This window comes from Actinoplanes subglobosus (assembly GCF_042650585.1).
In the GTDB taxonomy this organism is placed as follows: domain Bacteria; phylum Actinomycetota; class Actinomycetes; order Mycobacteriales; family Micromonosporaceae; genus Actinoplanes; species Actinoplanes subglobosus.
The window spans coordinates 358384-381568 of the sequence record NZ_JBHSBL010000019.1 but is presented as its reverse complement, the minus strand read 5'-3'; the positions used below and the strand labels follow the sequence as shown (position 1 = coordinate 381568).

15 protein-coding genes are annotated in these 23185 nt (G+C 69.1%); 10 read left to right on the top strand and 5 right to left on the bottom strand.

What is annotated here, in order from left to right:
- The first annotated feature begins 248 nt into the window (after positions 1-248).
- The 6 genes from ACFO0C_RS27215 to ACFO0C_RS27190 all read left to right on the top strand — a co-directional run bounded on the left by ACFO0C_RS27215 (position 249) and on the right by ACFO0C_RS27190 (position 13486).
- Positions 249-626 carry an effector-associated constant component EACC1 gene (locus ACFO0C_RS27215; RefSeq protein ID WP_378069530.1) on the top strand — a complete coding sequence of 126 codons (378 nt, stop codon included), beginning with the start codon at positions 249-251 and terminating at the stop codon, positions 624-626.
- Positions 623-2728 (top strand): caspase family protein, encoded by a 2106-nt coding sequence (locus ACFO0C_RS27210; RefSeq protein WP_378069529.1) that lies wholly within the window; start codon positions 623-625, stop codon positions 2726-2728. The genes ACFO0C_RS27215 and ACFO0C_RS27210 overlap by 4 nt, the downstream gene beginning before the upstream one ends.
- Before the next feature lie 354 nt (positions 2729-3082).
- Positions 3083-3463 carry a transposase gene (locus ACFO0C_RS27205; RefSeq protein WP_378069528.1) on the top strand — a complete coding sequence of 127 codons (381 nt, stop codon included), beginning with the start codon at positions 3083-3085 and terminating at the stop codon, positions 3461-3463.
- Positions 3435-3722, top strand: a complete 288-nt coding sequence (locus ACFO0C_RS27200; RefSeq protein WP_378069527.1) for a hypothetical protein — start codon at positions 3435-3437, stop codon at positions 3720-3722. The genes ACFO0C_RS27205 and ACFO0C_RS27200 overlap by 29 nt, the downstream gene beginning before the upstream one ends.
- 626 nt (positions 3723-4348) lie before the next feature.
- Positions 4349-11824, top strand: a complete 7476-nt coding sequence (locus ACFO0C_RS27195; protein WP_378069526.1) for an alpha/beta fold hydrolase — start codon at positions 4349-4351, stop codon at positions 11822-11824.
- Positions 11825-11974: 150 nt separating this feature from the next.
- Entirely contained in the window at positions 11975-13486 is a 1512-nt protein-coding gene (locus ACFO0C_RS27190; protein ID WP_378069525.1) for a GGDEF domain-containing protein, read from the top strand.
- Positions 13487-13560: 74 nt separating this feature from the next.
- Here ACFO0C_RS27190 and ACFO0C_RS27185 read toward each other — a convergent pair whose 3' ends face one another.
- From ACFO0C_RS27185 to ACFO0C_RS27170, 4 genes are all read right to left on the bottom strand, one after another.
- The gene (locus ACFO0C_RS27185) at positions 13561-14106 is read right to left on the bottom strand and encodes a hypothetical protein (RefSeq protein WP_378069524.1); all 546 of its coding nucleotides are present in this window, start codon (positions 14104-14106) and stop codon (positions 13561-13563) included.
- Position 14107: 1 nt separating this feature from the next.
- Complete coding sequence (locus ACFO0C_RS27180; protein WP_378069523.1) at positions 14108-15775, bottom strand: alpha/beta hydrolase; 1668 nt, start codon at positions 15773-15775, stop codon at positions 14108-14110.
- Between the two features lies 1 nt (position 15776).
- A complete protein-coding gene (locus tag ACFO0C_RS27175; protein ID WP_378069522.1) occupies positions 15777-16085 on the bottom strand; it encodes a WXG100 family type VII secretion target in 309 nt (102 codons plus the stop codon).
- Between the two features lie 135 nt (positions 16086-16220).
- Positions 16221-16877 carry a hypothetical protein gene (locus ACFO0C_RS27170; protein ID WP_378069521.1) on the bottom strand — a complete coding sequence of 219 codons (657 nt, stop codon included), beginning with the start codon at positions 16875-16877 and terminating at the stop codon, positions 16221-16223.
- A 124-nt stretch (positions 16878-17001) separates the two neighbouring features.
- On the opposite strand from ACFO0C_RS27170, the gene ACFO0C_RS27165 reads away from it, so the two are divergent.
- Complete coding sequence (locus ACFO0C_RS27165) at positions 17002-19146, top strand: RCC1 domain-containing protein (protein WP_378069520.1); 2145 nt, start codon at positions 17002-17004, stop codon at positions 19144-19146.
- A 214-nt stretch (positions 19147-19360) separates the two neighbouring features.
- On the top strand, positions 19361-20947 hold the full coding sequence (locus ACFO0C_RS27160; protein ID WP_378069519.1) for a pectate lyase family protein: 1587 nt from the start codon (positions 19361-19363) through the stop codon (positions 20945-20947).
- Between the two features lie 64 nt (positions 20948-21011).
- Here ACFO0C_RS27160 and ACFO0C_RS27155 read toward each other — a convergent pair whose 3' ends face one another.
- Positions 21012-21671 (bottom strand): hypothetical protein, encoded by a 660-nt coding sequence (locus ACFO0C_RS27155; protein ID WP_378069518.1) that lies wholly within the window; start codon positions 21669-21671, stop codon positions 21012-21014.
- Between the two features lie 152 nt (positions 21672-21823).
- On the opposite strand from ACFO0C_RS27155, the gene ACFO0C_RS27150 reads away from it, so the two are divergent.
- Positions 21824-22399, top strand: a complete 576-nt coding sequence (locus ACFO0C_RS27150; RefSeq protein WP_378069517.1) for a GNAT family N-acetyltransferase — start codon at positions 21824-21826, stop codon at positions 22397-22399.
- A gap of 132 nt (positions 22400-22531) precedes the next feature.
- Positions 22532-23152 carry a PilZ domain-containing protein gene (locus ACFO0C_RS27145; protein WP_378069516.1) on the top strand — a complete coding sequence of 207 codons (621 nt, stop codon included), beginning with the start codon at positions 22532-22534 and terminating at the stop codon, positions 23150-23152.
- Positions 23153-23185: the final 33 nt, after the last annotated feature.

Genomic DNA, 23185 nt, shown 5'->3' with positions numbered 1-23185 from the left:
GCGCCCGCGTGGGGCAGGGGCCGACCAATCCTGCCGGGTGAACCCTTGCGGTTTGGGCCTGGGTTGCTGACAAACAGGCCCGCATCATACGAGATGCGTTGAGGCCGTCAGAAGGCTTGTAGCCCAGATTGTCTAGGCGTCCAAAGTGTCCACAATTGGGAACTGTAGTTCCGTTGCTCACTGATCGACATCACGCGAGCGTGGACGTGACGAGTCCCTCCCATTACCCTTGTTGTTCGGGAGGAACTGTGACCGATGTAGTCGTTACCGCTACGACCCCTGATGGTTCTCGCCATCAAGAAGTGCTCGGTGAGTGGCTTCGAGCCGAAGATGCCCTTCGTGGCCGTGTGCGTAATTCGATGCAACCACAAACCCAAGAATCAATGGGGGCATTGTCGGACGGAATAATCGTTGCTATCGGCTCAGGGGGTATCCTTACCGCCTTGGTCACATCTCTTGTGAACTGGCTCACGCGTGACAAATCGACAGCCTCGGAAGTTAACAGGCCGATAATCACGGTGACTCTTCCGGATGGCATGGTTATTAGAATTGATAGCCAGGGCGCGCTAAATCCGTCGGAGGTCGCGGCGGCCGTCGAATCTATTGACCGCCGGGCCGAAGAATGACTTTGTTTGACCCGGCTAAGTCTCGTGCAGTTTATGTTGGCGTGAGTCGATATGAGCATATGCCAGATCTGCCATCCGTTGAACAGAGTACCTTGGATCTCGCGTCGACTATGTCGGATGCGTATCTCGGCGCGATTCCTGAGGCAAATTCAACAAAGTTGATCAACCCTCCGGATCAACAGACTGTCGGCGACGCCTTGGAGTCGGCTGCTGATTTCGCGGACGATATGCTTCTCTTCTATTACGCTGGCCATGGTGTCAGCGGATTGACTAGAAGTGATCTTTACCTTTCCCTGCCCGGGACAAGGCCGCCGAGGCCTGCGTTCAACGCTGTCCAATATAGTCTCGTGCGTGAAGTCATTCTTGGCAGTAAAGCGGCCGTTAGGGTCGTTATGCTTGATTGTTGCTTCTCGGGTAGGGCGGCGCTGCCGGGCCTCTCGGAAAATCTGAGTCGTGTCAAGGCTGAACTCGAGATTGCTGGCGCCTACGTCTTAACGGCGAGTCCAGCCAACGCCATAGCGCTTGCGGGTGAGACGCACACCGCGTTCACCGGTGAGTTGATAAATCTCCTAAATGAAGGTGTGCCGAGCAGCGAGAAGTACCTTACACTTGACGCAATATATACGCAGCTACGTTCACGTATGCGAAGGCGAAACTGGCCTGAGCCTCAAAGGCTCACAACAGCTTCGGCTGACCAGCTGGGATTAGTCATAAACCGGTCTTACAGTGCCGACGAATCGCCGCGTCAATCGATACCTCGCCCTTCCGCGCAAATATCATCTGAGCGTTTGCAGTTCGAGAATTCAAGGTTCTCGGCACTTCAGGACCGCCAAGCCAAATTTAGGAAAAAGTATGGAAAAAGAGATCGGGGTGTCCGGGTCAGGCTTCGTCGCGCCGTAAATGGAATTTTAGGTCCTTCGGGAAGCGGGCGCGAAAATGACTGCTGTCTTGTTCCTGCGGGTGCCTCGCGGCGAATATTCATGGCTGCGAGTTCGAGTCGGCCACTGAAGACTTTAAGGTGTCCTATCTGCGGCAGTGTCATAAACGACTGGAGCAGTGAGATCGCCCCGCGCTTCCTGTGGGTCGATGAACCCGGTGGTTCGATCATAAAGATCGATAAGGGTCAGTATAAGACTCTGCTTGAGCGCTTTCCTGATGGGCGGCTGGATGCCATGCGAGAGTGCACGGTGTTGCACGGTAGTGATTGTCATTCGAGGTCATCGCATGCGCTTCCTGACCTATATGGAGAGTATGGTTCACCGATAGCGATCGGGCTGATTGGTGGCATTGCCGCAGGAAAGACTCTTCTGCTCGCGGCGATGATCAACGAATTGACCAACAATATTGATGTGCAGCGAAAATTCGGTGTTACGCCATCGCCGTTGCACCTCAGGATTGAGCGGGAATACTTCCGTAGAACTGTTCATCCGTTCTGCAATTTACGCAGAGAGGCGTCGAAGACATTGGTAATGCAGAGCGAGCTAACATATGTTCTCAAGTTGGACAGTGACTATGCTGGACGCTCCTTTGCGGTGGCCTTCTTTGATCTTTCTGGAGAATACTTCTATCAGCTCGACAGTGTGCGTGCAACCGGTTTCGTTAAGGGTGCGAGCGCCTTCATATTTGTCGTTGATCCTGTTTCTGCGACTCCCACCCTGGTGCCGCCCGGAAAGGGGCGATGGCCTGCTCCTTCCGGATTTGCCGCACCTGTGGAAGTGTTGAGGGAATGCCGCGCAGATCCGGGAGACCCATTTATTCCTGCGCCGGCGGCCATTGTGGTGACCAAAGGGGATTTGATTCGTGACGCTGATCCGCTGATCGGCAAGTGGCTCGATCGCGAAGACACCTTGGATCTCAAGACGTCCAGCGAGGAGAGCAAGGACATTTACTCGTTCCTTGCAGGTCGGGATGCAAGGCCTTGGCTGTATCCAGCGGAGGCCTTCATGGACGCGAGTCTTCATGTTGCTTCCGCGTCGGGAGTTGACGTCCTCGACAGCGGCTATTTTCCCTCTCACGGATTTGGGCAGCGCCGGGTGTTGCGGCCATTGCTGTCTATTTTTGCAGCGCTGGGAATCGTCGATCGCCGATTGCTATTTCCTTAATCTTAGCAGCGTGGCAGGTCTTTGTTGCAGCGCTGGGTGCGTTCGATATAGGAGCTGGCGGCTGAAAGCTGGTTCCATCGGAATCGTTAGTCCTGGAGAGACGGCCGAACCCTTCCGTACCGAGAGCGCCGTCAAGCGCTGTACCTGGACAACACCGAGGTGCAGCTGAACACCACGACCGGGGCGGTGGCCGCCTACCGCTACTACGAGTTTGACGGTCGAACCGTGGCGATGCGCCATACCTGGCTTCGGCGTTGTCGGTCCGAGGCTGATCGGGTGGAGCGGTCTTGTACGTGGTGCGTAGTGGCTGCTCGTGGCGTCAGCTGCCGGTTGACTTCCCCGCCCTGGTAGACGGTGTTCGGGCAGGTCCGGCAATGGGAGAAGCGCCATGTCACCGAACGCATCGTGGAGGAGCTACGCGAAGAACTGCGTCTGGAGCAGGAGCGCGGAGCCGAGCCGTCGGCTGGTGTCATGGACTCGCGGTCGGTCAGAACCGCCGACGCGGTCCGTAGCGATACCTGCGGCTACGGCGCCGGGATGAAGATCAACGGCCGGAAGCGGTTCATCGTCACCGACACCCTTGGCCTGCTGGTCACGGTGTGCGTGATGTCGGTGTCGTGGCAGGACCGTGGCGGCGCGAAGACGACCCTGCTCGACACCTATCCTTTCTCGCCTATCCGGCACGTGTTCGCCGGCCAGGGGCTTCGTGGGCCGGCTGGTCGACTGGGCCGCTGAAACACTCGCTACCACCGTCGAGATCGTCCGCAAGCCCGCCGGCCAGGTCGGCTTCGTCGTACTTCCGAAGCGGTGGGTGATCGAGCGTCGCATCGCCTGGCTGACTGCCCACCGTCGTCTGGCCCGCGACTACGAACCTGACCCCGCAGTGTCCGAGGTCTTGGTCGGCTGGGCCGCGATCAACACCATGACCCGCCGCCTCGACCGAGGCAGGCCCGCCACTCGCCAAAGCCGCCGGACGTTCAGCACGTCCGGATAACAGCACTCCCAAACGCTCACTGAGATTCCGAATCCGTGAGGCCCTCGCCAGCAGCTAGCCGGACGCCTCCCGATCGGCGACCTGGCGGCGCTTGAGCACGCGAACGCCCTACGGATAGGCCGAGGCTGATTGAGCGACAGTGCTCCTGAGCGTTCCAATACGAAGCCCTTGTAGTCGATTGGCATGATCGGACAGTGGTCCTTGCCCACGATCCACACCGTCTGGGGATCGGGTGCATCCTTGCGGCCTGGCCCGTCGCCTCTCGCCCGTCGTGGCTGGACGATGGCGCGGGTCTCGTTCCAGCCGCAACAGTGACGGGAACATACGAAACGCCAACGTGTGATCTCACCATCGCGACAACGAGGATGAACGGACACGATCATGGACTGTGATCGCCGATCCTCGCTATGGCAACGACGGGAGCGCGTGATCGGCCAATGTGTGCGCTGACCAGCGCTGCCAGCCGTGTGGCGCCTTGATCTCGTGCACGCCGCGGTCCTTCGCCGAACCGCATCTGCCAGTCGTGCAGGTCACGGTCGCACACCGAGAGCGCGACATGGCATTACGCGGCGTATGTCACCATGGCGACCACAATGGATGGTGATCGAGATGGGTGGAGCCTCCGGATGGGCCAGCACGACATGATCCGGCCGCTACCGCACTTCCTGAAGGACAATGCCCTGCGGTACGGCGACCGGCTCGCGTTCGCTGACGACCACCGGCGGGTCACCTGGGCAGAACTGGCCGACCGGACGGCGCGGCTGGCGTCGGGGCTCGGTGCCGGCCGCGGCGACCGGGTGGCGTTCGTGCTCGGCAACAGCGTCGATCTGGTGGAGGTTCTGCTGGCCACCGTGCGGGCGGCAGCGATCGGGGTACCGCTGAGCCCACACGCCACCGACGCCGAGCTGACCGCCCTGCTGGCCGACTGCGAACCGGCCGTGCTGGTCACCGACACCCGGCACGCCGACCAGGCCCGCCGGGTGGCCGGCGGAGTCCGGGTGCTCGTCACCGGCGACATCCCGCTGGGGGAGACGGCGGCCCTCGACGATCTCGGCCTGGACGAGCCGGCGTTCATGCTCTACACCTCCGGCACCACCGGCTCGGTCAAGGGTGTCGTCTCCACCCAGCGGGCCGCCCTGTGGTCCGCGGTCACCTGCTACGGCCCGGTGTTCGGCCTGACCGCCACCGACCGTCTGCTCTGGCCGCTGCCGTTGGCCCACAGCTTCGCCCATTCCCTCTGCGTCCTGGGTGTCACGGTCGCCGGGGCCAGCGCCCGGGTCACCGCGCAACCCGGCCCGGCCACACTGGCCCGCCTGCTGGCCGAGGAGGAGCCGACGGTTCTCGCCGGCGTGCCGGTCATCTACCGCCAGCTGCTCGACGCGGGGCCGATGGACGGCTCGTCGTTGCGGCTGTGCCTGACCGCGGGAGCGACCAGCGATCCGGCGTTGCGATCGGATGTCGAGAAGCTGCTCGGCGCCCCGTTGCTCGACTGCTACGGCAGTACCGAGACGTGCGGGATGATCGCCGTCGAGCCACCCGGCGGGCCCCGCACTCCCGGCAGCAGCGGCCCGCCGGCCCCCGGCGTCGAGGTCCGGCTGATCGACGGCGAGATCAGCGTGCGCGGCCCCAACCTGATGCTCGGCTACCACCGGCGCACCGACGCCCTGACCGACGGCTGGTACCGCACCGGTGATCTCGGCCGGTTCGACGCCGACGGCAATCTCAGCGTGGTCGGCCGGGTCAGCGACGTGATCAACCGTGGCGGCGTCAACGTGGACCCCGCCGAGGTGGAACTCGCTCTGCTCGCCCTGCCCGGTGTGCGCGACACCGCAGTGGTGGCGCGCGCCCATCCGCTGCTCGGCGAGGTCCCGGTCGCCTTCGTCGTCCCGGCCGACGAGTCGGCCGATCCCACCGGCATGCTGCGGGAACTGGCGCGACGGCTGTCGGCGTACAAGATCCCCGAGGAGATCGTCCTCACCCCGATCATTCCGCGTACGCCGTCCGGAAAGCCCCGTCGCCACCTGCTGCGGTCGGCGTTGGCAGCCGATCCCACCGACCGGTTCACCGGCACCTCCTCGGCCGCGCTGGTCCGGGCCGAGGTGGCCGCGCTCTGTGGCCCGGTGACCGACCTGGACGTCGCGTTCGCCGACCTGGGGCTGACCTCGATGGGCGCGATGACCATCTGGAACCGGCTGAGCCGGCGCACCGGGCTGCGACTGCCCGCCACCCTGTTGTGGGACCACCCCAGCCCGGCCGCACTGATCACCTGGCTGGACGCGCGGCTCGCCGGCGCCGCCACCGCCACCGGCCGGACGTCGCGGCCGCGGACCGAGCCGGTCGCGATCGTGGCGGTCGCCTGCCGCTATCCCGGCGGCGTGCGCAGCCCCGAGGACCTGTGGCGGCTGATCGACGGCGAGGTCGACGCCACCGGCGAGTTCCCCACCGACCGGGGCTGGGACGTCGACGGCCTGTACGACCCGGACCCGGACCGGCTCGGCACCACCGTCACCCGGCGTGGCGCCTTCCTGTACGACGTCGCCGATTTCGACCCGGCCTTCTTCGGGATCTCGCCTCGCGAGGCCCTGGCCACCGATCCTCAGCAGCGGCTCCTGCTCGAAGTCGCGTGGGAGGCCTTCGAACGCGCCGGAATCCCCGCGCCCAGCCTGCGGGACTCCGACACCGGCGTCTTCGTCGGGCTGATGCCCAGCGACTACGGTCCGCGCCGGGAAGCCCACGAACTCGAGTCACACCTCGCCATCGGTTCGACCGGCAGCCTGGCCTCCGGGCGCATCGCGTACACCCTCGGTCTGCGCGGGCCCAGTCTGACCATCGACACCGCCTGCTCGTCGTCGCTGGTCGCGATGGACCTGGCCGCGAAATCGCTGCGTGCCGGCGAGTGCGGTCTGGCACTGGCCGGGGGCGTGACGGTGATGGCGTCGCCGCAGTCGTTCATCATGTTCAGCCGCCAGCGTGGCCTGGCCCCGGACGGCCGGTGCCGGCCGTTCTCGGCCGGCGCCGACGGCACCGCCTGGGGTGAGGGCGCCGGCGTGGTCCTGCTCGAACGCCTGGACGACGCCCGCCGCAACGGGCACCCGGTACTCGCGGTCCTGCGCGGTTCGGCGGTCAACGCCGACGGCGCCTCCAACGGGCTCACCGCCCCCAGCGGCGAGGCCCAGCGTGACCTGATCCGTCTCGCCCTGGCCGACGCCGGTCTGGGACCGCCCGACGTCGACCTGGTCGAGGGCCACGGCACGGGTACCCGTCTCGGCGACCCGATCGAGGCGAACGCGCTCGTCGACACCTACGGCCAGGGCCGGCCGGAACCGGTCTGGCTCGGCTCGGTGAAGTCGAACATCGGGCACACCCAGTCCGCCGCCGGCATCGCCGGGGTGATCAAGGTGATCGAGGCGATGCGGCACGGTGTGATGCCCCGATCGTTGTACGCCGACGACCCGTCCCCGCACGTCGACTGGTCCGCCGGAGCGGTGCGGCTGCTCGATACGGCCCGTCCGTGGCCGGCGGGTCCGCGTCCGCGCCGTGCGGCGGTGTCCGCGTTCGGGCTGGGCGGCACCAACGCCCACGTGATCATCGAAGAGCCGGCGATCGAGGAGTCGGACCCCGGCCGGCCGTCGCCCGGGTGGCCCGCCGTGCCGTGGCTGCTGGGCGCCGCCGACGAGGCGGGACTGCGGGCCCGGGCCGCCCACCTTGCCGCGGTGCCCGCGGCGGGGGAGACGGGCCGGACGTCGCTGGATGTGGCGTTCTCCCTCGCGACCGGCCGTGCGCCGCTGCGTCACCGGGCCGCCGTGCGTGCCGGTGACCGCGAGGGACTGCGTGCCCTGGCCGACGGCATCCCGCACCCGGCCGTGACCAGGATCCCGACCCGTCCGGAACCGTGTCTGGCCTTCCTGTTCACCGGTCAGGGCGCGCAACGGCTCGGCATGGGCCGCGAGCTGGCCGCCGCCTTCCCGGCTTTCGCCGAGACCTACGACCTGGTCGGTACGGCGTTCACGCCCTACCTTCCGCGACCGCTGCGTGAGGTGGTCGACGGTACGGACGCCGGCCTGCTCCACCGCACCGACTACGCCCAGCCCGCCCTGTTCACCTTCGAGGTGGCACTGCACGCGCTCTACCGGGCCTGCGGCGTCCACCCGCACCGGCTGGCCGGACACTCGATCGGGGAACTGACCGCCGCGTACGTCGCCGGGGTGCTGTCGCTCGCCGACGCGGTCCGCCTGGTCGCCGCCCGGGGCCGGCTGATGGCGGCGCTGCCGGCCGGCGGCACGATGATCGCGGTGCGCGGCACCGAGGCCGACGTGGCGAAACTCCTCCCCGACGCCGGTGACCTGGTGGCGATCGCCGCGGTCAACGGCCCGGACACGGTGGTGGTCGCCGGGCCGGAGGAGGCGGTGACGGCGCTGGCCGAGCGGCTGGACGCCCGATACGACCGGCTGCACGTGAGCCACGCGTTCCACTCACCGCTGCTCGATCCGATGCTCGACGAGTTCCGCATCGTCGCGGAGTCGGTCACCTACCGTCAGCCGTCGGTGCCGGTGACGAGCGCGCTGACGGGTTCGGCCGACCTGGCGACCGCCGACCACTGGGTGCGGCACGTGCGGGAGACGGTCCATTTCTCCGCCGCGATGGCCGACCTCGCCGCCGTACCCGTGTCCGCCTTCGTCGAAATCGGCCCGGCCGCCGTGCTGTCCGTGCTGGCCGAACGGTGCGTCTCCGCCGACGCCTTCGTTCCCGGTGCCGGAGCGCTCGCCGGTTTCCTCGACAATCTGGCCACCCTGCACGTGCACGGTGTGCCGGTGGACTGGCCCGCCGTCTACGCCGCCAGCGGCGCCCGGCGCTGTGACCTGCCCACCTACCCGTTCCAGCGGCAGCGTCACTGGCTCAACGGCGCCGAGCGGCCACCGCTGCTCGGTGGCCCGCTGCCGGATGCCGACGGCAGCCGAACCCGTAGTTCGGGAGTCCTGTCGACGGCCCGCCAGCCCTGGCTGGCCGACCATGTGATCGGCGCGGACCCGATGGTCCCGGCCGCCGCCCTGGCCGAACTCGCCTTCCAGTCCGTGGCCCCTGCCGCCGCGGGGACGGCCGTCCGGCTCGCCGAGCTGTCCCTGGGCACGCCTCTGACGCTGACCGGCCCGGCCGACGTCCAGGTCGTCCTGGACGCCCCGGACACCGCCGGCGACCGCGAGCTGACCATCTGGTCACGGCCCACCGGGTCGGCGGACCGCTGGATCAGCCACGCCACCGCCACCGTCACCGCCCCGACCGGCAGGATGCCCGCGGTGCCGGGGACCTGGCCGCCGCCCGGCGCCCGGCCGGTCACCGTCGACTACAGCCGCCTGGTGGGCGCGGGATTCCATTACGGTCCGGCGTTCCGCGCGGTCACCGCGGTGTGGCGAGGACCCACCGAGGTGTACGCGGAAGTCGCTCTGCCGCCGGCGGCGGCCACCGACGCCACCCGTTTCGGAGTGCACCCCGCCCTGCTCGACGCCGCCCTGCACGCCAGCCTGCTGGCCGAACCCCCCGACCGGCCCCGGATCCCGTTCGCTCTCGAAGGCGTGGAACTGCACACCGCCGGAGCGGCCACCGCACGGGTCGTGCTGTCCCCGGTCACTCCGGACACCACCCGGGTCACCATGACCGATCAGCTCGGCCGGCCGATCGTCACGATCGACGCCCTGGTGACGCGCCGCATCGCAGGCCAGGACCCGATCGTTCAGCGAGCACTGCACCGCCTCACCTGGCCGCCCGCACCCACTGAGGTGGACGGCAAACCCTACGAGATCTGGTACGCCGACGCCGGAGAGGTGGCCGCCGATCCGCCGGCCCGAGCCCGGGTGCTGCTCGAAAGGACCCTGGCCCGGGTCACCGGGTGGCTCGCCGCCGATCGCCCCGGCCGTCTCGTCGTGGTCACCGAGCGGGCCACCGGCGAGGACCCCGACCCGGCCGCCGCAGCGGTCTGGGGGATGCTCGGCAGTGCCCAGGCCGAACATCCCGGCCGTCTCACCGTCGTCGACCTCTGCGGCGAACCCGCTTCCACCGCGGTCCTGCACCGGGCGGCCGCCCTGGCCGAGCCGCGGGTGGCCATCCGGGCCGGAATCGTCCACGCGCCCCGCCTGGCTCCCGCCGGCGTCGCCGACACCGTCCCGCCGGCACTGGACCCGGCCGGGACCGTCCTGATCACCGGCGGGACCGGCGCTCTGGGCACGATCCTGGCCCGCCACCTGGTCACCGGCCATGGAGTACGGAATCTGGTGCTCGCCAACCGGACCGGAGCCGTGCCCGCCTGGGTCGCCGACCTCGACGCACAGGTCACCGTCACCGCCTGCGATGTCGGTGACCGTGCCGCCGTCGCCGCCCTCGTCGACTCCTGCGGACCGGCTCTGACCGCGGTGTTCCACCTCGCCGGGCTCCTCGACGACGGCGTCCTCACCGCGATGACCCCGGCACGGATCGGCGCCGTGCTCGGACCCAAGTCGGACGCGGCCTGGAACCTGCACGAGGCCACCGAACACCGGAGCCTGGCCGCCTTCGTCCTCTACTCCTCGGCTTCCGGGGTGATCGGCCGGCCGGGACAGGCCAACTACGCCGCCGCGAACGCGTTCGTCGACGCCCTGGCCGCCCACCGCAACGCCCGCGGCCTGCCGGCCCAGTCCCTGGCCTGGGGATTGTGGGACGGCGACGGCCACGGCATGGCCGGCCGTCCGTCGCCCGGCCCGGCGCGCCGCGCGCTGACCGGGGGTGGCATCCGGGCGATCAGCGCCGAGCAGGGGATGGCTCTGCTCGACCGGTCGCTGCGCAGCACCGACTCGTTGCTGGTGCCGATCGCGATCGACGTCCCGGGCACCGGAGCGCCCGCGATCCTCACCGGCCTGGCTCCCGCGGCCGGTCCCACCACGGCCGCGAAGCCGATCACCTGGCGGGACACCCTGGCCGGTCTGCCGGCCGGCGAACGCGGCGGCGCCCTCCGGGAACTGGTCGGGGCGGTGGTCGCCGACCTGCTCGGATTCCCGGACGCCACCGCGTTCGGGTCCGGCCGTCACTTCAAGGACGTCGGACTGGACTCACTCGCGGCCATCCAGCTCCGTGACCGGCTCAGCGTCGCCGCCGGTGTCCGCCTGAGCGCCACGATCGCCTTCGACCATCCGACGCTGGCGGAGCTCACCGAACACGTCCGGACCGTCATGGGCGACCCCGTCACGGACCGGCCTGCCGCCGGCGAGCCGCCGACGGCACCGCCCGGGCAGACCACCGGCGAGCGGTTCACCGCGATCTACCATCGGGTGATCCGCGAGCAGGGCCCGTCCGCGGCGATGACGTTGCGTTACCTGGCCTCGTACGGAATTCCCACGTTCGACGCCGGCCACCGGGCCGCGCACACGCCCGCCCCGTTGCGGCTGGCGACGGGTCACCCGTACCGGGAACCGGTCTTGATTTTTTTGCCCGGCTATCTGGCGTTGCACGATCCGGCGCCGACCGGTCTGGGTCAGGCGCTGGACGGCCACCACGACCTGTTCATGCTCGCCCACCCGGGCTTCGGGACGCGGCCCGGACCGGTCCCGGACAGCGTGCCGACGCTGGTCGGGCTGCATGCCGCGACGGTTCGTGAGCTGGCCGGTGACCGGCCGTTCGTGCTGATCGGGCACAGCACCGGCGGGGGCGTGGCGCATGCCGTCGCCACGCACCTGACCGCTGTGGGCAGCCCGCCGCGGGCGGTGATCCTGGCCGACGCCCATCACAGCAGCGCCGGTCGTGAGGATCCGCGGGCGCTCGCGCTGGTCGACGCCGACCGGAATCGGCCGGCGGAGATGTTCGACGGTGTCTTCTCGGACGCGGTGATGATCGCCGGAGGCGCCTACGTGCGCCTGTTCGAGGGCTGGGAGCCGGAACCGTCCCGTCTGCCGACCCTGCTGGTGCGGGCGGCCCCGACGAGGGAGATGCGCGAGATCGATCCGGCCGGGCGCTGGGAGCCGTGCTGGCCGTGGCCGCATGACGTGGTCGACGTGGCGGGCGACCACTACTCGATGCTGACGACCGATGCCGGGGCCACCGCCGACGCGATCCGCTCCTGGCTGGAGGGTCTACCTTAGGAAACTCTTAATAACGTTAAGTGTTGGAAGGGTAGCATAGAGTCAATTACATTGTTATAGGCATACGTATGGATCTATGCGCTGTTGCGGTAGATCAACTTGCACGGACGGCTCTGTATCGTTGGAACCTTCCGGTCCAAAGTGATGCCCGTGAATTCCACCGGTATGGCAGGTTCCTTCAACCGCACGGGCCCGTCGGCCTCAGCGTCCGTCTGGTTCGCGACGTCGGGCTTCATCGCGATCCTCGGTTTTCTCCTCCTGCCCTACATCGGCCTCGGCGGAGACGGCCAGAACTTCTACTACATGGGGATCAGCGCCGCCACCACCTGGGCGGTCATCGCGGGAGCACAGCGTGTGCGCCGGTCACGTCGGCTGCCGTGGCTGGTGCTCGCCGCGGGACAGTTCTCCTACACCCTCGGCGACGTCGCCTACTACGTCGCCCACGCGATCTTCGACAGTGACGCCTTCCCGTCCGTGGCCGACCTCTTCTACCTGCTGCAATACCCACTCGTGGGTGCCGCGCTGGTCCTGCTGGTCCGCCGGCGAACCCCGTCCTGGGACATGGCGACCCTGCTCGACGCGGCGATCCTGGCGCTCGGTCTCGGCCTGCTCTGGTGGGTCTACCTGATCGGCCCGCTCGCCACCGACTACGACGCGTCCGAGTCACTGGCGAGCATCCTGGTCTCCATCGCCTACCCGGTCATGGACCTGATCGTGCTCGCCACCGCCATCCGGCTCGCCGTCGGCGCGGGCTCCCGCTCGACGGCGTTCCGCCTGCTGATGGCCAGCCTCCTGGCCATGCTCGCCGCCGACATGCTGTACGGGCTGCAGACCGCGAACGACACCTACCAGGACGGCGGAGCACCGGACGTGCTGTGGCTCACCGAGTACGTGCTGCTCGGCGCGGCCGCACTGCATCCGAGTATGCGGACGCTGGACCAGCGGGCCAAGGTGGCGCTGCCCAACGTCACCGGCGGCCGGGTGCTCCTGCTGACGTTCGCCGCGCTGCTGCCCATGGTGCTGCTCTACGCGCGGTACATCACCCAGGAGAACGCGGGCGCACCGATCGTCCTGCTCTGCGGTGTCAGTCTGTTCGCCCTGGTGATCACCAGGATGTGGATGGTTCTCGGCATCCAGCAGCGTCTCGCGATCGTCGACGATCTGACCGGCCTCAACGCCCGCGGCGTCCTGTTGTCCCACCTCGACCTGGAAGTCGAACGAGGACACCGATACCGGCAGGAGGTGGGATTCCTGCTGATCGACGTCGACCAGTTCAAGCTCATCGAGCAGATCCACGGACAACCCGGCGGCCACGAGGTGCTCGCCGAACTGGCGCAACGGCTGGTCCGGCTCTCCGGGAACGCCGCGATCCTCGGACGGATGGGCGCCAACATGTTCGGCGCCGTCCTGCCCGGCTACAGCGGCGGCAACCTCAGAGGCGCCGCGATCCGCGTCCGGGAGGTGATCGAGACGGAGAAGTTCGCCGTCGGCGACCAGGAGGAGGTCCGCGTCACCGTGTCGATCGGTCTCGCCGGTCTGCACGAGGACGGCGTCTCCTCCGGTGACCTGCTCGACCACGCCGAGAAGGCCCTGCGACGGGCCAAGACGGCCGGCCGCAACCGCGTCTACGCCAGCACCGGGCCCGTCGAACCGCGCTGGTAGCGGCACTCCCGGATCCAGCACGTCCCACGCACCGATACCGTCCTCCTACTACCCGCCGGGCCGGTACACCATGATCAGCGGTTGGCGGGGTCCTCGCCGGGGGCGGGTAGGTAGCAGGTGCTGGCCAGCACGACGGCGACCCGGCCGAGGTCCTTGGTGGTGGTCACGGTGACGGAGGTGCCGGTGGCCGGGTCGAGTGCGGACACGGTGCCGCGGGTGTCGTCGGCGAAGGTCTGCTGATCGGTGATCTGCCAGCCCCGCTGCTGCCAGTCGTGAGTCAGCCTCTGCAGGGCGCTGAGCTGGTCGCCGGCGTCGACGGCGATGTTCGCGGCTCCTTGGAGCTGCCAGGCCCGGTCGGGGCGGTCCGTGCCGGTGGTGCCGGAGCACGGCACGGTGGTGGTCTTCCAGCCGTCGAGGCGGTTGCCGAGCGCCGCGGCCACCTGGTTGACGCTGTTGTCGGCCTGGGTGGTGGCGTCGGCCACCGTGCGGGTCTGCACGGGCTTCTCCCTCGCTGGTCGGCTGCTGACGGGGGTGTTCTCCGGGGTGCGGTCGGTGCATGCGGCGGTGGCGACGATCGTCGTGACGGTCAGCAGGATGCCGGCGTGGCGTCGGCGGTTCACGTCAGGGGGCCTTTCCGAAGGCGCGGGCGGAGTCGTAGTCGCCGGCGATGATCGCGGCCTGGGCGGACAGGATCCGGCTGGGCTGCCCGCCGGAGTTGTCCCAGTAGCCACTGTGCCCCGAGGTGTCGGCGTGCAGCAGGTTGGCGCCGAAGGCGGGGTCGTGCGGTGGCGGGCCGTGGACGTCCTGGGCGGCTCCGTACAGCCAGGTTCCGATGATCGGTACGCCGATCATCCAGCCGGTGCTGTGTTCGGGGCGGGCGACGAAGTTGTCGTCGCCGGCGGCGCTGACCCACGTGTGGGTGGTGCCGGTGCTGAGCTCGCTCGCGTTGTCGACGCGCATGCCCGGGCTGCCGACCGCGACCATGTCGGACACGGCCAGGCCGTCACCGGTGCTGCCGGCCTCGCCGAGCACGGTGCTGCCGTAGCTGTGCCCGATCGCGGTGATGTGCACGTCGCCGCTGGTGTGGGTGGTGTGCAGGCCGTCGACGAACGCGTCCAACGCGGCCGCGCCGTCGCGGCTCTTGTCGCCGAACGGGGCGGTGACGATGTCGGTGTCGATACGTGGCGGATCGTAGCCGAGCCAGGCGATCACCGACACCTGTTCGCCGGGTGCGGTGAAACCGGCCGCGGTGTTCTGCAGGGATTCGGCCCGGCTGATCTGGCCGCGGATGCCGTCGAGTTCGGTGCCGACGCCGGGCACCAGCAGCGCGGTGTGCGCGGCGGTGTCGGGGTCGCCGACCGCTACGGCGGCTCTGCCGTCGCCGGTGGGGTCGAAAGTGAGCAGCAGCAGAGGGGTGGACCCGGTCTCGGCGTCTTCGAGCCGGTTCAGCAGGTTGACGGCCCGGTCGTGCTGGGTGTTGCCGTGATCTTGGCGGTGGTTGACGTTGTCGCCGATGTAGTTGCGCAGCGCCAGCTGGTTGGCGGCGTCGCGGTCGGCGGCGGGTAGCCCGTCCAGGGTGCCGATCCGGTCCGGCCATCCGGTCAGGTAGAGCTGCCGGTCGTCGGCGGACAGGCCAGCCCACCAGACTCTGACCGCGGCCGGGTCGGTGCCGGCGGCGGGGATGCGGTCCGGGGTCAGGCCGAGGACGGCGGCGGCGGCCCGCGCGGCCTGGCCGGCCTGGTGGTACTCCCAGGCGTTCTGTCCCCGGGAGACGTCGCGGAGCGCGGTGAGAGCACGGGCGACACGCTGGTCGGCGGCGGTGGCCTCGGCCACGATCCGGGTGAGCAGATCGGTGTAGATGCCGGCGTTCCGCACATGCCGGCGGTGTACCTGCTCGAGATCCGGATCATCGGCGGCGAGCAGGCTCATCGCCGGGGGAGTGACCCGGCCGTCGTCGTCGACGGTCAGCCCGGCGGCGACGGCGCCGTCCACGGCTCCGCGCAGACGCCGCTGCAGGTCGGTGAAGTCGTCGACGGCCCGGCGCAGCACGCTCGCCGCGGTGCGGGCCCGCATCGCGGCGACCTCGAACTCGTCGTCGAGGTCGCCGAGCCGGTCGTGGGCGGCCGTGGCCGCGGCCCCGGCCCAGCCGGAGGCCCGTAGCGGGCCGGTCAGCCCGGTGCCGGTGTCCTGTTCGAGCCGGGTGTACCGGTCGGTGAGTTGCTGCCAGGCATCGGCGGCGGCCGCGAGCCCCTGTGGTCGGGCGTCCTGCAGGTCCGGGTAGGAGACCATGTCACCGGCCCCGGATGTCGAACAGGTCGGCGTTCGCGTGATCGGTGTACCGGTAGTCGCGGGCGCATCCGGCCAACGCGTCCCCGAGCGCCTCCAGGTACCTGCCGAACCGGGTGGCGTCGCCGGTCCAGGCGTCCAGGAGCGACTCCAGCGCCGCCCTGGTCTCCCAGCCGGGCAACCCGGACATCGCCGTCTCGGTGGCCGGGCCGACGTCGCGGGCGCCCTGCCCGACCCGGTCCCGCAGTCCACCGCACACCCGCGCGGCCGTCTCCAGAATCAACGGATCAACCCGTACCTCATCGGCTTCCACGCCTCGGAACCTATCAATGCGCGGCAAAACGGCTGGTCACCACGATCACCTCGCGGGCCACCCGCCGCGTCTCCCGCAAACCCCGCGTGACGTCCTCGCCGATGAGCAGGTGCGGGAGAAAGTAATTCCGGCTGATCAGGTGGGACCGCCCGGCTCGGTTCCGGGAGTCGTCGCTCTGTCGAGCTTGCGCGCACCGGCGGCGACGATCGCCGCGAACTCGGCGTCGGTCACGTAGTTCGGCTCGTCGCGCGGGCGCTCAGTGGTGAAAGTCGCGACCACGTCACCACGGGCCACCGCGGCCGTCAATTCCCGGGCCCCATTGAGACCGCCCTCCGACATGACGACACTCCAGGATTCCGCGATGGCGGCCGCGTTCGTACCGGCGCCGGGTAGCGGCACGCGAGTGACGCGGTAGTCGGTCTCCTGCATGGCGTCGCTGTATTCGGGGCACATCGTCGGCTGCTCCATGAGGTCCTGAACTGTCGCGTTGGCCCACGTGGCTCCCGGCTCGCCGATCGTCATGGACACGGACCGTCCGTCCCGGACGAACGATCGGTGGAGCGCGTACCCGGAAAGGGTCTGGTCGTTGGGGTTGAGGCGCCGGAACCCGCAATAGTCGGTATAGCCGTATCGCTCTTCCACCACATTCGGGTCGGTCCCCGCGGACAGTTCGAAACCCGCCGGCATCTCCGCCACGGTGAGCAGCGCGGCTTCGAGGTGCCCGAGGTCGGGTGGATCGACGGTGACCATGGCCGCGGACATCGCGAGGGACACGGCAAAGGAACTCGGCATTCCTCCGACGGTAGGGCGCCGCAGACCGGTGCCAAGGCGGATTCGGGCTATCGCCCGCCTGATCCGTTCGCGGGCCCGCCGAAAGCGTCGGTGCGATCGCCCGCAGCGCCGTAGCGTCATGAGGGTGTCCAGGGATGGTCTGTCACGAGCCGCCGTCCTGACGGTGCTGATGTCGTTGTTCGTCGCGACGGTCGCGACTCCGGTGCGCGCTGTCCCGGCGGCGACCTGGTCAGACGTCGCCGCGGGGGATGACCACACCTGTGCGATCCGTGACGACCGTTCGGCCTGGTGCTGGGGAGACAATGCCGACGGTACCGTCGGCGACGGCACGACGCAGCGCCGCACCACGCCGACCCGGGTCGCCGGTGGCGGCTCCTGGAAGTCGGTGGTGCCGGGTTACAACCACACCTGCGGGATCCGTACGGACGGCACGCTGTGGTGCTGGGGCGCCAACTCCTACGGCCAGCTGGGGATCGGCACGGACGGCAGCGGGCGCACCACGCCGGCCCGAGTGGGCACGGAGGGCACGTGGGCCTCGGTGCACACCGGCGGCGTCCACACCTGCGCGATCCGCGCCGACGGCAGTCTGTGGTGCTGGGGCGGCAACTTCGACGGCGAACTCGGTGACGGCACGACAGACAGCCGTTCGACCCCGACGAGGATCGGTACCGGTACCGATTGGACCAACGTCGCGGTGGGGGCGGTCACCTGCGGTCTGCGTACCGCTGGAGCACTCTGGTGTTGGGGAAAGGTGACGGAGAACGGCAACCGGCCGACACCGGCACGAGTCGGTACGGCCTCGTGGCGCTCGATCAGCGGATCGTTCTCGCACGTGTGTGCCGTGGACACCGCGGGGGCAGTGTGGTGCTGGGGCGAGTATCCGGGCGGCTCCGTGGTGCCGGTGCCCTTCCGCATCGGCACGGCGACGTCGTGGTCGTCCGTCACGAGCGGCGACGGCCATGACTGTGTGCTCTCCGCTGCCGGCGCGACCTGGTGCTGGGGCGGTAACTACTACGGCGAGCTCGGTGACGGCACCCGGTCCTCCGCGAGCGCGCCGGTCCCGGTCAACACCGATCTGGTCTGGAAGCGGATCTCCGCCGGAGGCGACCACACCTGCGCCATCACCACCGCGGGCAGCCTCTGGTGCTGGGGCTTCAACAGCAGCGGGCAGGTCGGCGCGGGCACGAGCCCGGAGTCCACCGAAAGCCTCACCCCGCTGCGTGTCGGTGCCGGCACACGATGGTCCTCGGTTGCCGCGAGTGAGAGGCACACCTGCGCGCTGCGTACCGACAAGACCTTGTGGTGCTGGGGTGACGACACCGACGGCGAGCTCGGCGACGGTCCCGGGGTGACCCGCACCGGACCGGTCCGGGTCGCCGGTGGCGGGACCTGGAAAGCGTTCGACGTGGGCGGCCGCGACACCTGCGGCATCCGTGCGGACGGGACTCTGTGGTGCTGGGGAGAGCGTCTCGGAGGCAGGCTGTGGACCTTCGAACCCCAACGGATCGGCGATCTCGCCACCTGGTCGAGTATCAGTGTCGGCGCGGACCATGCCTGCGCGAGACGGGACGACGGCACCCTCTGGTGCTGGGGCATGAACGGCGACAACTCACTCGGCACGACCGAGGTCGACACCGACAAGCCCGTTCGAGCACGCCCTGACCTCGGCAGGACCTGGGCGGAGGTGTCCACCGGGGCGGATCACACGTGCGCCCGCACCACCGATCGCCAGCTGTGGTGTTGGGGCTCGAACTCCTACGGTCAGCTCGGCACCACGACACCGGCGTCACCGGTCAGCCTTTCCGGCGGCGAAGGCACCCCCGCGGTCGCCCTGGTCCGGGCCGGGTCGCGCACCTCATGCGCGATCGCCACCGACAAGGGGCTCTGGTGCTGGGGTGAGAACGCCCACGGCCGGCCCGCCGACGGTTCGCAACCGGTGAGCACCGAGACTCCCGCGCGTATCGGCTCCGCACGGGACTGGCTCACCGTGTCCATCGGCTACGAACACATCTGCGGTGTCCGAACCGGCGGCAGCCTCTGGTGCTGGGGCGCCGGCGGTAGCGGCCGGCTCGGCGACGGCGCCACGGCGAACCGGACCGAACCTGTAGCGGCCACCGCGGCCGGGACCTGGGTCTCGGTGACTGCCGGCGGCTACCACACCTGTGCCATCCGGGCCGATCAGAGCCTGTGGTGCTGGGGCAACAGCGACCACCAGCAGCTCGGCAGCCCAGTCCTCGTCCGGCGGCAGGTCCACGACCCGCTCACCTGAGGACCGGCTCGGCGCGGATCTCGGTTTCCGGCCGGAGTCGATGTGGCGCGGCCCGGAACGGGTGGGCTCAGAAACTTTTCTGGACGCGGGCAACCTAAGGCTGCCGGGCCGCCACTACCTGATGATCGACCGGAAACCCGGCGGCCGTCCCCCAACCGGCCGCCGGCCATCCCCACACGCGCATCCCGGTGCGCGGGAACAGGTGAGTCAGAAGATGAAGAGGTCAGTCGCGCTGCGACTCTCCGCCGTGCTCGGCGTCGCCGGTGTCGCGGGTGCCATCACGTTCGGTGTGCCGTTGCTCCAGGCGAACGCCGATGCCGTGCTCGCCGCCGACGGGTTCGCCGGCCAGAACGGCGGCACCACCGGCGGTTCGGGTGGCACCACGGTCAAGGCGACCACCGGCACGCAGATCCACGAGGCGCTGTGCAATCGCGCCGCCGTCGACACCCCGATCATCATCGAGGTGGAAGGCACGATCAACCACGGCAACACCACCAAGGTGTCCGGTGACAGCTGCAACACCGCCGCCGACAGGATCGAGCTCAAGGAGATCAGCAACGTCACCATCGTCGGTGTCGGGGCCGGGGCCACGTTCGACCAGCTGGGCATCCACATCCGGGACTCCAGCAACATCATCATCCGGAACGTGACGGTGCAGAACGTCAAGAAGTCCGGGTCGCCGCTGTCCAACGGCGGTGACGCGATCAGCATGGAGAGCACGGTCCGCAACGTGTGGGTCGACCACTCGACGCTGGTCGCCTCCGGCGGTGAGTCGGCCGGCTACGACGGGCTGTTCGACATGAAGGACGACACCGAATACGTGACGCTGTCGTACAGCATCCTGCGCAACTCCGGCCGGGGTGGCCTGATCGGCTCCAGTGAGACCGACACCGGCAACACCAACATCACCTTCCACCACAACAAGTACGAGAACCTCGACTCGCGGGCGCCGTTGCTGCGCGGCGGTGTGGCCCACATGTACAACAACCACTACTTCAGCCTCAACGAGTCGGGGATCAACTCGCGGGCCGGGGCCAAGGCGCGCGTGGACAGCAACTACTTCGAGGACTCGAAGGACGTGCTGGGCACCTTCTACACCGACGCGGCCGGATACTGGCAGGTGTCGAACAACATCTTCGACAACGTGACCTGGTCGGCGGTGGGCACCGAGAACAATCCGGCCGGACCGGACGTCACCTCCACCACCACCGTGAGCATCCCGTACGCGTTCACGCCCGACAGCACGTCGTGCGTACCGTCGATCGTCGCCGCGACCGCGGGCGCCGGGACCGGGCTGAAGGTCTCCGACGGCAAGTGCAGCGCCACCGCCGCCCCGACCGCCACTGCCACCGCCACTGCCACCGCCACCGCCACCGCTTCTCCGTCGGCGACTGCTTCGGCGACCGCGACGCCCTCGCCGACTGCGACTGCCTCGCCTTCCGGGACGAACCTCAGCATCGGCGCCGGGGCCGACGGGTCCAGCAAGGCGAGCGGCACCAGCTACGGCAACGTCAAGGACGGCAAGGCGGCCACCTTCTGGTCCCCGAACGGCGCCACCGGTGACGTCTCGATCAAGTGGCCGGCGGCCACCACGGTCTCCCGGGCCGTCGTCGTCGAGGCCTCCGGATCGGCGATCGGCTCCTACCAGCTGCTGAACGGCGCCACCGGCGCGGTTCTGGCGTCCGGCACCGGCGGTGGCACCATCACCTTCCCGGCGGTCTCCACCACCAAACTGACCTTCAAGATCACCAGCTCCACGGGTACGCCGAAGGTCGCCGAGTTCCAGACCTACGCCTCCTGACCGTGCCGCCGGACCGGGGGTCTCCCGGTCCGGCGACCACATCGCGGCGCGGTCGCCGGTCGGCTCAGCAGGCCAGGTTCAGTGCGGAACCCAGACCGGCCAGGTCGTGGCCGACCAGACGCTCGGAGTCGAAGTAGACCTTCGGTGACAGCCCGGCGATGTCGTCGATGTAGGACGGGAGTTCGCTGGGCCGCAGCGGTGCCCCGACATAGGCGGTGGCCAGCACGGTCGCGCATCGGCCCACCGTGAGATCCTCCGGAGCTTCGACCGTGGCGAACCGGCGGCCCTCGACGGTGACCCGGGTGCGTTTGACGGACTTGATGTCGAACTCGTAGTCGGCCCCGGCCGGTGTGAACGTCACCTTGAAGAACTCGACCTGCATCGTGACGGGGTCGCAGAGCTCCGGGGTGCTCGGCGAGATCTCCACCGCGGTGGTGGAGACGTCGACGATGTCGCTCAGCCAGTCGGCGGTCTGCTCCTGGCTCCAGCCTCTGCTCTGCCGGCAGGGCGGCGGTGCGGTGGGTGACACCGTCGTGCGGGCCGGGGCCGGAGACGACGACGTCGTCGCCGGTGCTGTCGGGGTGGCCACGGCCGGCGCGCTGGTCGCCGATGGGCCGCCGTTCGGGGACGCCGCGTCACGGGTGCCGCCGCACCCGACCGGCACCACGGCCAGCGCGCACACCAGGGCCGCGCCGCGGATCCATCGGGGACACATCGAGGTCATGGCCGGATGCTCTCAGGCCGTGGTGACCTGGCCGGGGCGGATTGGACAGCGTCGGACAGGCATCGTTGCCCGACCGGGGCGGACGTCCCCGTCCCCGTCTGGTTGGATGTGCATGCCTGTTCGAACAGGCACGTTTCGACGAGGGCGGGCGCATGACCACGAGCACGGCACTCGCCGCACTGCCGTGGCCGGTGCACACCGACCGTCTGACGTTGCGGCCGGCGACCGCTGACGACGCCGACGCCACCTGGCGGTTCCGGCAGCGTGCGGACGTGTGCCGCTGGCTCACCCGCGCCCACACCGCACCGGACGCGCACCGGGCCTGGTTCCAGGCGCCGGACACACTGGCCAGGACCCTCGTGATCGAGCGCGGCGGCACGATCGTCGGCGACCTGATGGTGAAGATCGAGGATGCCTGGGCCCAGGACGAGATCGCCGGCCGTGCCCGTGGCGTGCAGGCGGAGCTGGGCTGGGTGCTGGACCCGGAGTACGCCGGTCACGGCTACGCCACCGAGGCCGTCCGGGAGGTGCTCCGGCTCTGTTTCAAGGATCTCGGACTGCGCCGGGTGACGGCCGTCTGCTTCGCCGACAACGAGGCGTCGTGGCGGCTCATGGAGCGGGTCGGGATGCGCCGTGAGCTGTACACCGTGCGGGACTCCCTGCACCGGTCCGGCCAGTGGCTCGACGGCGCCGGCTACGCCCTGCTCGCCGACGAGTGGACCGGGTAGGCGTCGGAGACCTCGTCGGGTCTTCTCCTTCAGATCGCCGCCTACCTGTCGAAAGGGTTGGTCACCCACAGACGTGGCGGCGACCGTGCACTCGGCGGGCCGCTGCCGCAACATCCCCGGAAAGGCATCCCCATGGTCGAGCTTCCGCCGGTCGGTACGCCGGTGTTTCTCGCCGCCGATGCGGAGTCGAGCTACCGTTCCCGGCTGGAGGAGGTCGACGGAACGCAGATCACGGTCGCGGCGCCGTTGGAGACCACCGACCGGATCACCCTTCAGCCCGGTCAGAAGCTCGAGCTGTTCTGGGCCCAGTCGCGGGCGCGGGCCGTCGTGCCCTGTCAGCTGGTGTCCACCGGTGACGACGCCTCGTCCCGGTGGCTGCTCAAGGCCCTAGGTGCTCCGGTGTCCAGCAACCGCCGCCAGTTCGTCCGCGGCGGGGGCGGCGGCGCCCTGCACCTGCTGGCCGAGGAGCAGGATCCGCTCGGCGCCCGGCTGCTGGACATCAGCGAGGGCGGGCTGCGCTGCTGGACGGAGCACGCGGTGCAGGCCGCGGTCAACGACCGGATCCAGGCCGCGGTGTCGCTGCACGGCGGTCAGGTCGAGATCGACGGTGTGGTGCACGCCGTCCGGGACGCCTGGGACATGCCGGGATACAACGTGGTGATGAGGTTCCAGGCAGAGGAGGCCCTGGCGCAGTCGATCAGGCAGCACATCTTCGCGGCGGAGATCGCCGAGCGCCGACGCGGTCAGGGCTGAAACCTGTCCGGTGTCCGGCCAGCCGGACACCGG

Coding starts and splice junctions, on each gene's coding strand:
- ACFO0C_RS27210 (WP_378069529.1), top strand. CDS start 623: ATGACTTTGTTTGACCCGGCTAAGTCTCGTGCAGTTTATGTTGGCGTG.
- ACFO0C_RS27195 (WP_378069526.1), top strand. CDS start 4,349: ATGGGCCAGCACGACATGATCCGGCCGCTACCGCACTTCCTGAAGGAC.
- ACFO0C_RS27180 (WP_378069523.1), bottom strand. CDS start 15,775: ATGGTCTCCTACCCGGACCTGCAGGACGCCCGACCACAGGGGCTCGCG.
- ACFO0C_RS27170 (WP_378069521.1), bottom strand. CDS start 16,877: ATGCCGAGTTCCTTTGCCGTGTCCCTCGCGATGTCCGCGGCCATGGTC.
- ACFO0C_RS27160 (WP_378069519.1), top strand. CDS start 19,361: ATGAAGAGGTCAGTCGCGCTGCGACTCTCCGCCGTGCTCGGCGTCGCC.
- ACFO0C_RS27155 (WP_378069518.1), bottom strand. CDS start 21,671: ATGACCTCGATGTGTCCCCGATGGATCCGCGGCGCGGCCCTGGTGTGC.
- ACFO0C_RS27150 (WP_378069517.1), top strand. CDS start 21,824: ATGACCACGAGCACGGCACTCGCCGCACTGCCGTGGCCGGTGCACACC.
- ACFO0C_RS27145 (WP_378069516.1), top strand. CDS start 22,532: ATGGTCGAGCTTCCGCCGGTCGGTACGCCGGTGTTTCTCGCCGCCGAT.